The sequence below is a fragment of the Peptoniphilus sp. BV3C26 genome (assembly GCF_000478985.1).
In the GTDB taxonomy this organism is placed as follows: domain Bacteria; phylum Bacillota; class Clostridia; order Tissierellales; family Peptoniphilaceae; genus Peptoniphilus_B; species Peptoniphilus_B koenoeneniae.
This window is the reverse complement of the sequence record NZ_AWXB01000007.1, coordinates 19181-35377: the sequence shown is the minus strand read 5'-3', so window position 1 is coordinate 35377 and position 16197 is coordinate 19181. Positions and strand designations below refer to the sequence as shown.

Below are 16197 nucleotides of genomic sequence, written 5' to 3'. Positions count from 1 at the left end.
TCATGTTATTTTTCTTGTGTCAATTGTTTATTTTCTTTTTTCTTTTTATTTTTTTCTCTTTTTTTATCATTTTTTTCCTATTAAAAAAGAGACTGCTTTTGCAACCTCTTTTTCTTCTTTTTTGCTTTAATTTTCAAGGCTTTCTATAAGGCTGTAAAGTTCTTGGCTTCCTTGTAAAGAGTAAGCTTTTTTTAAGTATTCTAAAGCATTTTTATCTTTTAAATTGTACAAAAGCATTCCTAAGTTATAAAAAATAGTGTAAGAATCTTTTATATAAAATAGAGATTTTTTGTAAGTTTCAACGGCTTCTTCTATCTGATTTAAATTAATGTAGGTTATTGCTAAAGCATTGTGGTAATCTTCTTTTTCTTTATTTATTTTTAATGCCTCTTTATAAAATTCCAAGGCTTTTTGATTTTGACCTAAGGCTCTATAGACTTGTCCTTTCAAAAAATATAGCAAGTCTTTGTTGGGATAGGTTTCTTTAACTTTTTCCAAAAACTCCAAGGCTTTTTCATTTTTCCCATAGTTTATATAGGTTATTGCAGAATCTATAAATGAATAGTCTTCAACTTGGCTTATTTCTTCTCTTATGGTTTCTTTTAATTCTTCCGGCGCATTTTCAAGAGCTTTTTCATAATATAAAAGACTTTTTATATAATTTTTGCTCATATTATAAATTCTTGCAAGTTTATATTCTGCGTAGGGTTTTATTTTTTTGTCATTTATTTTTTCGTATTTGCTAATAATTATTTTTAATATGGAGCTTTTTTCTTCTTGATTCAAGTCATTAAATTTTTTGTTATAAATATCTTCAAGGCTTATACCTGTTAGATAGTCTATTTTTTCGTCTTTAATACCAAGTTTTTCTCCACTTGATAGATAAAAAAACTTATCATAGATATCTTCGGTGTTTAAGCTCAGATAGATTATGGGCTTTTTTAAATCCTTAAACATTTTTTTTAAGTATTCTTTATAATTTTCTGCGTATAAAAAATCTTCATTAATTCCTAAGAGATAAAAGATTGCTTTTGATATAAGTTTTAAGTCTATGTTATTTTGAAAGCTCTTTTCTTTTACTCCCTTTTCTATGTCTTTTATAAAAAGAGGCAAAGGAATTTCTTTTTTTAAATCTAATGGCCCTATTTTTAAATCTTTTTTAATTTCAATAAAGGCTAAATTTTTTCTTCTTTCGTTTTTTATTTTCTCAAAAATCATATCCACGATACTTTCTCTTTCTAATTGAGGATCCTTCAATTATATTAAATAAAACTCCTCTAAAAACTGTTAGTAAACTTACTATAATTTCAAAAATTATAAATTTTATTATATATCCCAAGTCCAGGTACTGTCCCAAATAAAAGTTGAAAGGACTTCCCAAGGTTTGAGTCATAACAAGGTCTGATAAATCTGCACTCATATCTATCATGTCAAACAAAATATATTTCCCTAATAATAATATTATTATCGGCGGCAGCCAAAGGAAAAAATTTTCTTTAAAAAATTTTAAGGCACTTATAAGACCTTCTGTATAAGATATTCCTCTTAGGTATATATATTCTGATACAGAGCTTAGTACTATGCCTAATATTGAGGATATTATAAGCTCTATTGTGTAGTCCAAATTAATAATTATAAAAAATGCCCAATCCATTAAGATTAGTGTAAAGAATGTTGAATATATAAGGCCACTTTTTTTTACAAAAGATTTTGTAAAATATTTGAAGTTTATTCTGTTATACATTATTAAATCTTCTAAAATTGTAAAATATGATGAAATAATTAAGGAATCAATAAGGGGAATTAAAAATCTCCATATTGTTGTTCCTACAATGTTTGATAGCAGGATATCTGCCAAATAATGACATATGCCCATGATAATTGAATACATAAGGGGCATCAAAAAAATTATAGGATTTTTTTTAACCTTAGAAAAAGTTTTATTTAAGCTTATAGTATAAACTTTTATGAAATCTGTAAGCATTTTTTCCTCCTTTCGTTTTATTATAAATTATTGGTAATTTTATTACAATTAAAAAACCCATGCTTACTAACATGGGTTTTGATTTTTATGCTCCTAAGTATGCTTTTTTTACTATTGGATCTGACATCAATTCTTCGCTTTGTCCTTCTTTAATTATTTTCCCTGTTTCCAGGACATAAGACCTGTTTGAAATTTTCAGTGCCAGGTTTGCATTTTGTTCTACTAAAAGTATGGTTGTTCCTTCCTTGTGAAGAAATTCTATTACTTCAAATATTTTTTCTACAAAAAGAGGCGATAATCCCATTGAGGGTTCATCTAATAAAAGGAGCTTTGGTCTGCTCATTAGGGCTCTTCCCATGGCAAGCATTTGTTGTTCTCCTCCTGACAGTGTCCCTGCCATTTGATCTTTTCTTTCTTCAAGAATTGGAAATTTCTCATAAATGGCATTTATATCTCTGTTTAAATTTTCCGGTCCATCTTTTATTGTAAAGGCTCCAAGTTTCAAGTTATCCAAGACGCTTAAGCCTGTAAAAATTCTTCTTCCTTCTGGTACCTGAGCTATGCCCATTTCAGTTATTTTATGGGATTTTGTTTTTGTTATATTTTCTCCCAAAAAAGAAATTTTTCCACTTTTAATTGGAACTAAACCTGATATGCTTTGTAGGGTTGAAGTCTTGCCGGCACCGTTTGCTCCTATTAAGCATACTATCTCTCCCTCATTTACATCTAATGATATTCCCTTAATGGCATGAATATTGCCGTAAAATATATTCAAATCTTTTATTTCAAGCATTGTCATTCTGCATCTCCTGTTCCAAGATATGCCTTTATAACTTCTTTATTATTAATAACTTCTTTTGGATTGCCTTGGGCAAGAATGCTTCCATAGTTTAAAACCATGAGTCTTTCACAAATTCCAAGCACCAGATTCATGTCGTGTTCTATTAATAATATGGTTATGTTAAATTTATCTCTTATTAATTTTATTGTTTCCATGAGTTCTTCCGTTTCGCTGGGATTCATCCCAGCTGCTGGTTCGTCAAGTAAAAGCAGTTTTGGATTCGTAGCCATAGCTCTTGCTATCTCAAGTTTTCTTTGTTGTCCATAGGGAAGAGCATTTGCTGAAAAGTTTGCATATTTATCAAGATTAAATATTTTTAAAAATTCCAATGCCTTTGTATTTATCTTATATTCTTCGTCCCAATAGGACTTAGTTCTAAACATTCCTGCTCCTATACCGTAGTGCATATCTTTATTTGAAGCTATTCTTACATTGTCAAGAACTGAAAGATATCCGAAAAGTCTTATGTTTTGAAATGTTCTTGCAATTCCCATTTTTACAAGTTTGTGTGGTGCTATTCCATTGATTTTTTCCATGGATTCACTTCCTGCCACTCCCTTTTGATATAGGAGAATTTGGCCTTCAGTTGGTGCATATACTCCTGTTATTAAATTAAAAACTGTAGTTTTTCCAGCACCATTTGGTCCTATAAGTCCTAAAAGTTCTCCTTGATTTATTGTTACATTAAAGTCGGAAACTGCCTTTAGACCTCCAAAAGTTATTCCTACATTTTCACACTTTAGAATTTCTGTCATCTTCAGCACCTTCCTTTCTATGAACTATAGATTTTACGAGACCTGTTAATGAAAATTCTTTTCTGCCCAAGAGACCTTCTTGCCTGAATATCATCATTAATATTAAAAGTAAAGAATAGGCTATCATTCTATAATCGGATACACTTCTTAAAAATTCCGGTATTATTGTCAGTACAAAGGCTGAAAAAACTGCCCCTGTAAAAGAACCCATCCCGCCAAGGACTACCATTACAAGAATGTCAAAGCTTTTGTTATAATCAAAGACTTTTGCTCCTATTACTCCTATGTTACTTGCATACATGGCTCCGGCAATTCCTGCAAAGAAGGCTGATACTGCAAAAGCAAAAGTTTTGTAATATGTTACGTTTATTCCGCTGCTCTCAGCTGCTATTTCATCTTCCCGAATGGCAAGGACAGCTCTCCCGTGCCTTGATGTCATAATAGAAAACATAAGTGCTACACAAATACACATTAAAAAATAAATAATAGCTAAATTTTGCATTTTTGGTATTCCGGATAAGCCTTGTGCTCCTCCTAAAAATTCTGCATTTTCTATTAAAACTCTTATAATTTCTCCAAAGGCAAGGGTTACTATGGCAAGATAATCCCCTTTTAGTCTTAGTGCCGGTATTCCAATTAAAATACCTATTAAGCAGGCAAGGATTCCTCCTAATAAAAGAGAAATTAAATATCCGGCTATTCCATGCAAAATTCCTGATTTTAAAAACATTGCGGCTGTATAGGCCCCTATTGACATAAATCCAGCATGCCCTAAAGTTATTTGTCCTAAGTTACCAACAGTTATATTTAATGACACTGCCAAAATAATGTTTATACAGACAAGTCTTAAAACTGTAAATGAATATTTATTAAGTATTCCTATTTTTGAAAGACCAAGTATAAGTCCGTAAAAAATTACAAGTAAAATTATTGTTAAAACATAAATACCTTTTTTTTGTCTTGTCATTATACTTTCTCCTTAATATTTTTTCCAAGTAAACCCGTCGGTTTGAAAATTAAAACAAGTATAAGCATGCTGTAGACAATTGCATCAGCAAGACTTGAAGATATATAAGCTTTTGTTAGGGTTTCAACAATTCCCAGTAAAAATCCACCAAGAACTGCTCCCGGAATAAGACCTATTCCTCCTACAACTGCAGCTGTAAATGCTTTTATACCTAAAGCTGAGCCCATTAAAGGTTGCGCTTGAGGATAAGCTGCAAGGTATAAAAGAGATGCTATGCCAGCAAGAAATGATCCTATAGCAAAAGTCATAGTAAGAGTATTGTCTACATTTATTCCTACAAGAGCTGCCGCTCCATAGTCTTCAGATGTCGCAACCATAGCCTTGCCATATTTTGTTTTTTTCATAAAAAATTGCAAAAGAACAGTTAATATTACAGTTGAAATAATTGTAATAATTACTGAACTTGATATTTGGGAATTTCCCACTTCAATTTTTCCATTGAATATAGGCGGAAGAGATACGGCATTAGCTCCGATAAACTTCATTACTAAATTTTGAAGTAAAAGAGAAACTCCTATTGCAGTTATAAGGTTTGAAATTTTTGGGCTATTTCGTAAAGGCTTATAGGCAAGCCTTTCTATTAAAACCCCTACTATTGTACATACTATTGCCGATGGAATAACTGCTATATAAAATGGCAAACCTCTTTCTTGCAACACAAGTCCTATTGTATATGAAACTGTATAAGCCCCTACCATTATTACTTCCCCATGGGCAAAGTTTATAAGTAAAGCTATACCGTAAACCATTGTGTATCCAAGAGCTACTAAAGAATATACCGATCCTATTTGCAGTCCGTTTAATATTTGTAATAAAAAATCCATTTATCCTCCTTAAAAAATAATGACGGTTAAAAAACCGCCATTATTATAATTTGTCTTATGGTTCAACTGTTGAATCGTAAGCATATTTTCCATCAGTGATTTTTATAATTGCCGCTGATTTTATAGGATTGTTATTTTCTCCAAATTTGATGTTTCCTGTAACTCCTTCTATACTTACAGATTTGAGAGCTTCAACAATATCTGCATATTCCATTGATTTTGCTTTTTCAAAAGCTTCTTTGTATAGATAAACTGCGTCATATCCTAAAGCTGAAAAGCTCGATGGATCTTGGTTGTATTTTTCTTTGTAAGTTTTTACAAAATTTTGTACTTTTTCAGATTTGTCGTCAATTGAATAGTGATTTGTAAAATATACTCCTTCAATATCGGATTCGCTTCCTTTGGCAACTACATTTAAGACTCCGTCCCATCCGTCGCTTCCAATTATTGTTGATTTTAAACCTATACTTTTTGCTTGTGATGCAATTAAAACATCATTTTCATAATAGTCGGGAATTAAAAGTACATCTGGATTTTTTGAGCTTATATTTGTAAGTTGTGCTTTGAAATCTTTATCTTGAGCTCCATAGCTTTCTTCAGCTACAATTTCCAAGCCAAGGCTTTTTGCTTGTTCTTTAAAGGCTTCTGCAACACCCTTTGAATAATCGTCAGATGAGTTGTTTAAAATTGCAACTGATTTTGCTTTTAATTTTTGTCCTGCAAAATTTGCAAGAATTTTTCCTTGTAAGGGGTCTGTAAAGCAAACTCTAAAAACATTATCTTTATTTTCAGTTATTGAAGTCATTGTACCTGTCGGTGTTAAAATTGGTATTCCGTCAGATGTTGAGTTTTCAGCAACTGCAAGAGCAGGTTTTGATGTTATAGGCCCTAAAATTGCATTAGCTCCTTCTTCTACAAATTTACTATAAAGAGTAACTGATTCAGTTGCATCTCCTCTGTCATCTTCAGACTTGTAATCAATTTGTTTTCCTCCAACTCCACCATTTGAATTGATTTCATCAACTGCAAGCTGAATTCCTTGTTCTGTAGAAGTACCATATACTGCAACAGATCCGGTTTTTGAAATGATACCTCTAATAATAATGCTGTCTGTTTCTCCCTTTGATGCGGTATCTCCCCCAGATTTATTAGACTGTGAAGAACTTGAACCGCATGCTGTTAGTAAGGTCATTAATACTAATAAAATAGCAAGCTTCTTCTTCATTTTTTCCTCCAATTTTTAAATTTTCATTAGTATATCACTAAAAAGTGTTAAATACCATACCTAATTAAAGCGTTTAAGCGATTTTATCTATGCTAACCTTTGCATTTATTTATTAAAAGTTATTTTAAACATTGAATTTGTCTTACTTGCCTTGATAGTTGCTTGAATTAATTTTGTGAAAGTGTTTTTATCAAATGTTTTGTAAAAATTTTTTCATAAAAAAAAGAGCTTAAGCTCTTTTTTTACATTTTATCAGGTGATTTAATTCCAAGTAGATTTAAACCTTCTTTTAATACTGTTTTTACTCCGTAGCATAAGAAAAGTCTTGCATTTTTTAATTCTTCATCTTCAATTAAAATTTGTGTGTTCGTATAATATTTGTTAAAAGTTTTTGCAAGTTCAATTAAATATCTTGATACAATATAAGGTTCATATTTCTCATGAGCATCTATTACGGCCTTTGTAAAATTATAAAGTATTCTTATAAGATTAATTTCCTCATCACTTTCTATAAGAAAAACATCAATTTTTTTATTAATGTCAAACTGTCCCTTTTCTAAAAGTGAAGCAATTCTTGCGTGGGTGTATTGAACATAAGGACCTGTTTCTCCTTCAAAGGAAAGAGATTTGTCCCAATTGAATACATAGTCTTTAATTCTTTGATTAAATAGCTCTTGAAATTTTACCGCTCCTATTCCCACTATATGGGCAAGTTCTCTTTTGTTTTCTATTGCTTGTCCCTTTAGTTTTTCTCTGTCCTCTAAAATTGATTCAACTTTATCTACAGCTTTATTCAAAAGGTCTTCAAGATAGACAACTTTTCCCTTCCTTGTAGAAAGAGTCCCATCTTCAAGAGAAACCATACCGAATGGAATATGAATACAATCTTTAGCCCAATCATAACCCATTTTTTGTAAAATTGCTCTTAATTGATTAAAGTGAAGATTTTGTTGAGAGCCTACTACATATAAATTTTTATAAAATTTGTAGGTGTCTTTTCTGTATTTTGCCGCAGCTAAATCTCTTGTTAAGTAGATGGTAGTTCCGTCGCTTTTAATAATTATTGATGGCGGAAGACCTTCCTTTTCCAAATTTACTATTTTTGCTCCTTGAGAATCTTCAAGAAGATTTTTTTCTTTAAGTTCTTCAACTATTGCGGGCATTTTGTCAGTATAAAAACTTTCGCCATTATAAGAATCGAATTCAATGTCAAGCATCTTATAAACCCTGCTGAACTCTTTAAGAGAAACTTCTCTAAACCATTCCCAAATTTCCATTGCCTCTTGGTCATTTTCTTCCAAAAGTTTAAAATATTTTCTGCTTTCATTTCTCAAATCTTCATTTTCTTCAGCTTCCGCATTTATTCTTACATAAAGTTTTAAAAGCTCTGGAATTGGATTTTTTTCAATTTTTTCTTTATCTCCCCAATGTTTGTAAGCACAAATAAGCATTCCGAATTGAGTTCCGTAATCTCCTAAATGATTTAAAGCTATCGTGTTATAACCTAAAAATTTATAGATTCTTTTAATTGAATCACCTATTACAGTTGATCTTATGTGTCCTATATGAAATGGCTTTGCTATGTTTGGTGAAGAATATTCTATTAAAACATTCTTTCCATTTCCCATAGTTGATTTCCCAAAATCTTCTTTTTTTTCTGCAATTTCATTTAAGACTGTTGATATTAATTTTTCTTTGTTAATAAAAAAGTTAATATATGGTCCCTTAGTTTCAATCTTTTCAAAATTGTCATCTTTAATTTCTTTTGCTAAGTCCTGAGCAATTATAGCCGGATTTTTTCTATAAACTTTAGCTAAGCTGAATACTGGAAAAGCGAAATCTCCCAAATCATAGTTTGGGGGTATTTCTATTAAAAGTTCAATTTCTTTAGCGGATAAATCCGGAATTTTTTCTTCTAAAATTTCAATAATTTTCTTTTTAAAATCTATCATAAATTTCCTCACTTAAAAGTTATAATACTTGCTCCCATACCACCCTCGTTGTATGGTGCATCACAAATATCTTTAATATACTTATTTTTCTTTAAATAATCACGAAGTTTTTCTCTAAGGGCTCCTGTTCCCTTTCCATGAATAATTCTAACAGATTTAAGACCTGAAAGGTAAGCATCATCTAAATATTTATCTACAAGAGGTTTTGCCTCATGAAAATTATTTCCCCTTATATCTATTTCCGTTTTAATTGTCGAGCTTTTTCTCTTTATTATATTTTTTGTTTTATTTGATAAATCTTTTTTATCCTCTATGCTTATTAGAGAATTTTTCGGAACTTTCATTTTCAACATTCCTACTTGAACAAGCACATTTCCATTTTGATCCGGCAGTTCTAAGATTATGCCCTCTGCATTTAAAGAATTTACCCTAACACTATCGCCTATTATTACTTTTGTAATTGGTTTTTCTGCATGTTTTATTTCAATTTTTTCACTATTTATGCTTGCCGCCTTTATATTATCTCGAATTATATCTTGTGATTCTTGTAATCTTCTTGCTTGATCTTTTTTTACTTCTGAAACCACATCTTTTATTTGACTTAAAGCAAGATCAGAATCTTCTTTTGCTCTTCTTAAAATTCTCGAAGCTTCAAGTTTTGCATCTTTTAGGATTTTTTCTTTTTCTTTTTGTATTTTTAAAAGTTCTTGATCAAGCCTTTTATTTTGTTTTTCTATTTCTTCTTTATAAATCTCAATTTGACTTTTATTTTTTTCAAGCTGGCTCCTGTCTTCTTCAATAGATTGAAGAACTTTTTCAAATTCAATATTATCATTACTTACAAAAGTTTTTGCAAGATTAATAATTTCTTCACTTAAGCCAAGTCTTTTTGAAATTTCAAAAGCATTACTCTTTCCGGGAATTCCTATAATTAACTTAAAAGTTGGAGAAAGAGTTTCGACGTTAAATTCCATGGAAGCATTTTGTACTCCCTGGCTTGTTAAAGCATAAATTTTCAATTGATTGTAATGAGTTGTGGATACGCACCGGATTTTTTTTGCCAACATATGATCCATTATAGCCCGAGCAAGAGCTGCCCCTTCTGTTGGATCTGTTCCTGCACCAAGTTCATCAAAAAGTACAAGAGAGTCCTCATCTGCATTTTTTAAAATATCTACTATGTTTACCATGTGAGATGAAAAAGTTGAAAGACTTTGTTCAATAGATTGCTCATCTCCTATGTCAGCAAAAATTCTATGAAATATGCTTAATCTGGAATTTTCCTTTGCAGGTATGTGCAAGCCAAACTGTCCCATTAAACTTAAAAGGCCCAAAGTTTTTAATGTTACTGTTTTACCTCCAGTGTTTGGTCCTGTGATTATTAAACTCGTCCAGTTTTCTCCAATACTTATATCAATAGGAACAATTTTATTTTTATTAAGAAGTGGATGCCTTGCCCCTATTAAATCTACAATTTTATCTTCGTTAAAAATAGGTTCTATTCCATTCATTTCTATAGAAAGCTTGGCCTTTGCAAAGATAAAGTCCAGTTCTTTTAAAATATATTGGTTGGCAGCAATTTCATGGGAATACTCAGCAACTTTTTCTGAAAGCTCTTTTAATATTCTTTCAATTTCTTCTCTTTCTTTTGATTCCAGTTCCTTAAGCTCATTGTTTAAATTTACAACTGCTATAGGTTCAATGTAAACCGTTGCTCCGGAAGAACTTAAATCATGAACTAAACCCTTTATCTTTCCTTTATTTTCAGTTTTTACCGGCACAACATACCGTCCTTCTCTCATGGTTATTATGTTGTCCTGTAAATACTTGGAATCTTCATTTCCTGATACTATCGATGAAAGTTTGTCTCTTATTGCAACTTTTTTATTCGCCATTGTTCTTCTTATAGAAGCAAGTTTCGATGAAGCATTATCTGAAATTTCATTTTCAGATATAATAGCATTGTTAATTATTTCTTCAATATTTTTATTTACATATAAATTTTCCGCTAAATTTGAAATATTATTTATAGATAAATCGTCATCATCGGTAAATATATATTTTTTCAAAATTCTTGAAACTCTTAAAAAATCAGAAACTCTAAGTAAATTTTGAGGAGAAAGGCTTCCGCCAAGTTCAACTCTTCTCATAAAATCATGTATATTTGTAATTCCGAACAAGGGCGGATTTCCTCTTTTGGAAATTAAATTAAGTCCCTCACTTGTTTCTTCTTGAGCTTTTTTTATGGCACTTAAATTGGTTAAAATTTTTCCTTCATCTACGAGGTCTCTTCCAAGTTCGGATTCACACATATTTTTTAATTTTTCTAAAATTTTATCAAATTCCAAAGTTTTATGAGATTTTAAAATTTTCATATTACTCCTCTGTTGTAATGGCCCTTAGTAACATTAATAAATTTATTTTTAAGTTCTTCAGCTAATCCATTAAAATCATTTGTTTTAAAAGCATAAGTTATTTTATTTATTGTATCATAATCTTCAAAACTTCTTATTATTCTTCTATATGACACAAGGTCTGTAAGCCTTTCATTAGAATAAAAAATCGGATAAGAATTATAAATAATTGTCTTTTTATTTGACCTTTCAAAAGGAAAATCTACATTTTTTGTATCTCTTAAATAATGCAAGCCACTGTAAGGACATGATTGGCACTCTTTGTTGTCCTTACATTTTTTTATAATTGAATTTGGACAATGCTCCATGGTCATAACAGGTATAAAACCATAAACAATAGATTCAAGATTACCCTTAACTTTTAAATTTTTTATTTGCTCATAGTTCATTTCCGGTGATAGAGTTATGGAATTTAAGTTGTTTAAAAGAAATTCTCCTGTATAAGAATTAAATACATTTAAACCTATATCCCCATGTTTTTTTCCTTTATAATTTTTAAAAATCTCTATTTGGGATAAATTTGATATAACTATGCCAGCTATATCTAATTTTTCAATTTTTTCTTTTATATTTTCCAGCTGTTTTGAATCTAAAATTGTTGGTAGAATTATAAAAATTTTATTTTTAAACTTAAAAATTTCTTTTTTGTCTATGAATTTTAAATCTAAATATATATAGTCTATATTTTCAAAGTTTATTTTTTCAAAATCTTTTATACTTTTAAGCTCAAGAATAAGTTTTTTATTTTCTTTTTCTCTATTTTTAAATTCAAGCTCATAATTTTTAATCTCTATTTCTCTATTTGTAAAGAGGTCTTCAAACTTTTTAAGTGCCTCTCTTCTAAGTTCATTTAGATAAGAAATAGGAATAAAAATATTATTGTCCATTTGAATGTCTATTGAAGATAGGCTAAAGCCAGTCTTATTTAATTTAGAAAAACTTTCTTCAACATTTTCTCTATTTATGGGAGCTTTTTTTGCAGTTTCAACAATTTTATCTCCCATATATAAAATTTCTTTTCCCTCTGCCTCAACTTTTATTATAGGGTTTTTATTTTCTCTTAATTCTATATTAAAGGAGATAGGAATTTTTTTATAAGATTTTTCAATTTCTTCATCAAGGCTTTCATTTAATTTTATATTTGTAAGCCTTCTTATTACTTTTCCTTCCTCTAAGTTTCTCTTAGTTTTAAAAAAGTTTTGTCCCCTTTTGAAATTATCAAACATTGTTAAAGTAAATTTTTTATCTCCTATAAATTCACAGGAGTCTCCCTTATTTACATTATTATAAAAATCTATAATATATCCATCTTTAACTTTTTTTATAATTTTCCCTATTTCAATTCCCCTGTTGTCAGGTCTATCTATAGATACAAAATCAGATCCAAAAGCACCAAAGGGAATCCCCTTTGTCCATTCTCTGTTAAATATTTCTTTTGATTTATTGATTTCCCCTTCATCTAATTTTTTATCAAGAGCTTTTCTATAGGATTTAACTATTTGATAAGTATATCTGCTATTTTTCATTCTCCCTTCAATTTTAAGGGAATTAACACCGGATTTTATTAAAGTTTCAAGATTTGTAAAACTTTGTAAATCCATTGGACTTATAAAATATCCTTTTTGACTTATAGGGCTTTTATTTTTATTTAAAATTTCATAGGGTTTTCTACATGCCTGAGCACAATCTCCCCTGTTTCCACTTCTTCCACCAATCATAGAACTCATAAGACATTGTCCGCTATAAGAAACGCAAAGGGCTCCATGAATAAAATGCTCAATATCAAGATTTAATTCTTTTATTTTTTTTATTTCATTTAAATTTGTTTCTCTTGCAAGAACAAGTCTATCAAAGTTTAAATTTTTTAAAAATTTTCCGCCATAATAATTATTTATAGTCATCTGTGTTGAAGCATGAACTTCAAGATTTTTAAATTTACCCTTAATGTATAATCCAAGAGCCGGATCTTGGACTATTATTCCATCAACTCCGGCTCTATATAAAAATTCTACTAATTTTATTGCATCTTTAAACTCTTGATCAGACAACAAAATATTTACAGTTACATAGACTTTTACAGATCTCAAATGAGCAAATTTCACCCCTTCAATTATTTCTTCATCAGTAAAATTTGCAGCACTTGCTCTTGCACTAAAAGATTTTGCCCCTAAATAAACTGCATCTGCTCCAGCATTTACAGCACTTATTAAAGATTCAAAATTTCCTGCAGGAGAAAGTAGCTCAATTTTCATTTGACAAAATCTCTATTTGTCTACTTAAATCAATAATCTCTTTCTGATTTTCATAGATTTTATCACTCAATTTATTTTTTTCATTTTCAAGTTTTCTGATTTCTTCTTTTAAATCATTTATTTCAGAATTTTTTAAATTCATATTTTGTGAAAGACTTTTATTTTCTTCTTTTTGACCTAAAAGTTCTTCATTAGATTGTTTTAATTGCTTTTCTAAAACACTTGTGCTCTTTTTAGAAAGTTCCACTTCTTTTTTCAGTTTTTCCAATTCTTCTAATTGTTTTTTAACTGCTTCTTGATCTTTGGACAAGTTTTTCGCCCTTGTTTCAATGTCATTTTCTCTATTCGAAGAATCTAAAATATTAAGAGAAGCCAAAATTAAAGCTTGAGTTTGATTCAGTCTAAAATTGTTACCCTTAACTTCTTTTATTTTTTCATCAAGTTTTCGGGCAAGAGTTTTTATATATTCCGGATTGTCATTTCCAACAACATAAAAACTCATATCATCAATAACTACTTTCGTCTTTTTCATAAGGCTCATTCACCCCTTAATTTAGCCTTGAAATTGTCTTTTATTTCCTGAATTATTTTATCGGAAATTTTTTCAACTTCTGAATCTGTAAGAGTTCTGTCATTTGCCCTAAATATTAGAGAAAATGCTATGCTCTTCTTACCTTCTTCTATACCCTTTCCTGTATAAATATCGAAAACATTAAAATCTTCAAGAATTTTTTTGCCATATTTCTTAGCAACTTCTTCTATTTCTTCAGAGCTTATATCCCTATCTAAAATAAAAGCAAAATCTCTTTTCATAGAAGGATACTTTGGAAGTTCTTTATATAATCTATTTTCTTTGCTTAATTCTACAAATTTATTAAATTCAAATTCTCCTACTAAGGCTCCTGTTTTAATTGAATATTTTTCCAAAACACTCGGATGAACTTCACCAAAACTTCCTAAATAAATATCGTCCTTATAAAGATCTGCGCTTCTTCCTGGATGCAAATATTCAACTGAAGAAGGCTTTACTTTTAAATCATCAATTCCCAAAGTCCAAAGAGCTTTTAAAATCATTTCTTTCATATTATAAAAATCTCCTTGGTTGTAAGAACCTATTGTTAATTTTAATCTTTCTTCAGGTAATTTATCACTTGGAGTAAAAGTATTTCCAAATTCAAAGCCTGCTGCTCTCTCATTATTCCTATTGTAATTTTTACTTAAAACTTCGAGCATATTTGCAACAAGAGTGGTTCTCATAATTGAATATTCCTCACCAAGAGGATTTATTATTTTAACAACTTTTCTAAGTTCATTATCTTCTTTTAAATTCAGCTTATTAAAAATTGAAGGGCTTACGAAAGAATAAGTCATAAATTCAGAATATCCATAGGCCATTAAAATATCTTTAACTCTTTTTTCAACATTTCTGAATTTAGGTTTTGAACCTACTGTTAAACCTCCGAAAAGAGGTTTGGGTTCTATATTGTGATATCCATAAATCCTTGCAACTTCTTCAATTAAATCTTCTTCTATTTCTATGTCAAGTCTAAAACTTGGAACTTTTGCAATTAAATATTCATCAAAAAGTTCTGTTTCTATTTCCAATCTGTTTAAGATTTTTGAAATTTCTTCAAGACTTAAATCTTCTCCTATTAATTTGTTTGTTTTTGAAAGTCTAAGTTTTATCTTTTTTTCTTTTTTGTCTTTTTGACCTTCATCAAAAGCTGAATCAACCACTTTTGCGCAAGAAATTTTTTCACTTAATTGGCAGACTCTATCTACTGCAACTTTTGCTAAATTTGAATCAATTCCCTTTTCAAATCTTGCACTTGCTTCAGTCCTAAGACCTTGTCTTTTTGATGTAAGTCTTACGCTTTTTTCATTAAAATTTGCACCTTCAAGAAAAACAATTTTAGTTTGAGGAGTAATTTCAGTATCAAAACCACCCATTAATCCTGCAATACCTACTATTCTTTTTCCATCGCAAATAACAATATCATCCTTATTTAATTTTCTTTCAACATCATCAAGGGTCTTTATAACTTCCCCATCTTCTGCTTGTCTTACAATTATTTTTTTATCTTCTAAAGTTTCTAAGTTGTAAGCATGAAGAGGTTGACCATATTCAAGCATAACAAAGTTTGTTAAATCAACAATATTATTAATTGGTCTTACTCCACTTGCCATAAGATAATTTTTTAGCCATAGGGGAGATTCTTCAATCTTTACATCTTTTAAAACTCTTCCATAAAATCTTTGGCACTTTTCAGTTTTAACTTCAACTCCATTGAAATAATTTTTTATATTATCAACAGGATTTTCTATTTTTATTTCTTCATTTTTAAGTTTTGTATCAAAGGTTGCAGCAACTTCTCTTGCCATTCCAATAATAGACAAACAATCTGGTCTATTTGGAGTTATTTCAAATTCTATAACTGGATTATTTAAGTCTAAGATTTCTTTTACATCTGTTCCAAGTTTATAATCTTCTCTAAAAATAAAAATCCCATCTCTTGCCTCTTTAGGTATTACTGAAATTTCATAACCTAATTCTTCAAGACTGCAAAGCATTCCGTCAGATTCAACTCCTCTAAGTTTGCCTTTTTTTATTTTTATGCCCCCAGCAAGATTTGCTCCTACCTTTGAAACGGGAACAAGAGCTCCTTCAAAAACATTTTTCGCTCCTGTTACGATTTGCAAAACTTCATCTCCAACATCAACTTGGCAAATAACAAGTTTATCTGCATCTGGATGATTTGTAATTTTTAATATTTTACCGACTACAACTCCACTAATACCTTCAGCTCTATTTATAATTGATTCAACATGAGAGCCTGTAAGTGTTACTTCATCGGCAATTTCCTTTGTAGACTTATCTAAATCTATATAATTTTTTAACCAACTTATGGGTAATAACATGACT

General features: G+C 29.8%; 12 protein-coding genes. All 12 read right to left on the bottom strand.

Annotated elements, in window-relative coordinates; genetic code table 11:
* Window positions 1–126: 126 nt before the first annotated feature.
* The 12 genes from HMPREF1253_RS01180 to pheT all read right to left on the bottom strand — a co-directional run bounded on the left by HMPREF1253_RS01180 (window position 127) and on the right by pheT (window position 16193).
* Window positions 127–1218, bottom strand: coding sequence for a tetratricopeptide repeat protein (locus tag HMPREF1253_RS01180; protein WP_155803716.1), 1092 nt, complete (start codon window positions 1216–1218; stop codon window positions 127–129).
* A complete protein-coding gene (locus HMPREF1253_RS01175) occupies window positions 1208–1984 on the bottom strand; it encodes a hypothetical protein (protein WP_023054921.1) in 777 nt (258 codons plus the stop codon). The genes HMPREF1253_RS01180 and HMPREF1253_RS01175 overlap by 11 nt, the downstream gene beginning before the upstream one ends.
* Before the next feature lie 85 nt (window positions 1985–2069).
* Window positions 2070–2783 (bottom strand): ABC transporter ATP-binding protein, encoded by a 714-nt coding sequence (locus tag HMPREF1253_RS01170; RefSeq protein WP_023054926.1) that lies wholly within the window; start codon window positions 2781–2783, stop codon window positions 2070–2072.
* Window positions 2780–3580 (bottom strand): ABC transporter ATP-binding protein, encoded by an 801-nt coding sequence (locus tag HMPREF1253_RS01165; RefSeq protein ID WP_023054916.1) that lies wholly within the window; start codon window positions 3578–3580, stop codon window positions 2780–2782. Before HMPREF1253_RS01165 ends, HMPREF1253_RS01170 begins: the two co-directional genes overlap by 4 nt.
* The gene (locus HMPREF1253_RS01160) at window positions 3558–4547 is read right to left on the bottom strand and encodes a branched-chain amino acid ABC transporter permease (RefSeq protein WP_023054914.1); all 990 of its coding nucleotides are present in this window, start codon (window positions 4545–4547) and stop codon (window positions 3558–3560) included. Before HMPREF1253_RS01160 ends, HMPREF1253_RS01165 begins: the two co-directional genes overlap by 23 nt.
* Window positions 4547–5431 (bottom strand): branched-chain amino acid ABC transporter permease, encoded by an 885-nt coding sequence (locus HMPREF1253_RS01155; protein ID WP_023054927.1) that lies wholly within the window; start codon window positions 5429–5431, stop codon window positions 4547–4549. Before HMPREF1253_RS01155 ends, HMPREF1253_RS01160 begins: the two co-directional genes overlap by 1 nt.
* A 55-nt stretch (window positions 5432–5486) precedes the next feature.
* Entirely contained in the window at window positions 5487–6656 is a 1170-nt protein-coding gene (locus tag HMPREF1253_RS01150; protein WP_023054908.1) for an ABC transporter substrate-binding protein, read from the bottom strand.
* Window positions 6657–6898: 242 nt separating this feature from the next.
* Entirely contained in the window at window positions 6899–8608 is a 1710-nt protein-coding gene (gene argS / locus HMPREF1253_RS01145) for an arginine--tRNA ligase (protein ID WP_023054911.1), read from the bottom strand.
* Between the two features lie 8 nt (window positions 8609–8616).
* Window positions 8617–10983: an endonuclease MutS2 gene (locus tag HMPREF1253_RS01140; RefSeq protein WP_023054915.1), complete on the bottom strand. Its 2367-nt coding sequence runs from the start codon at window positions 10981–10983 to the stop codon at window positions 8617–8619.
* Window positions 10980–13274 carry a U32 family peptidase gene (locus HMPREF1253_RS01135; protein ID WP_023054904.1) on the bottom strand — a complete coding sequence of 765 codons (2295 nt, stop codon included), beginning with the start codon at window positions 13272–13274 and terminating at the stop codon, window positions 10980–10982. Before HMPREF1253_RS01135 ends, HMPREF1253_RS01140 begins: the two co-directional genes overlap by 4 nt.
* A complete protein-coding gene (gene zapA, locus HMPREF1253_RS01130) occupies window positions 13264–13806 on the bottom strand; it encodes a cell division protein ZapA (RefSeq protein WP_023054917.1) in 543 nt (180 codons plus the stop codon). The genes HMPREF1253_RS01135 and zapA overlap by 11 nt, the downstream gene beginning before the upstream one ends.
* 5 nt (window positions 13807–13811) lie before the next feature.
* Window positions 13812–16193, bottom strand: coding sequence for a phenylalanine--tRNA ligase subunit beta (gene pheT / locus HMPREF1253_RS01125; RefSeq protein WP_023054932.1), 2382 nt, complete (start codon window positions 16191–16193; stop codon window positions 13812–13814).
* Between the last annotated feature and the right edge of the window lie 4 nt (window positions 16194–16197).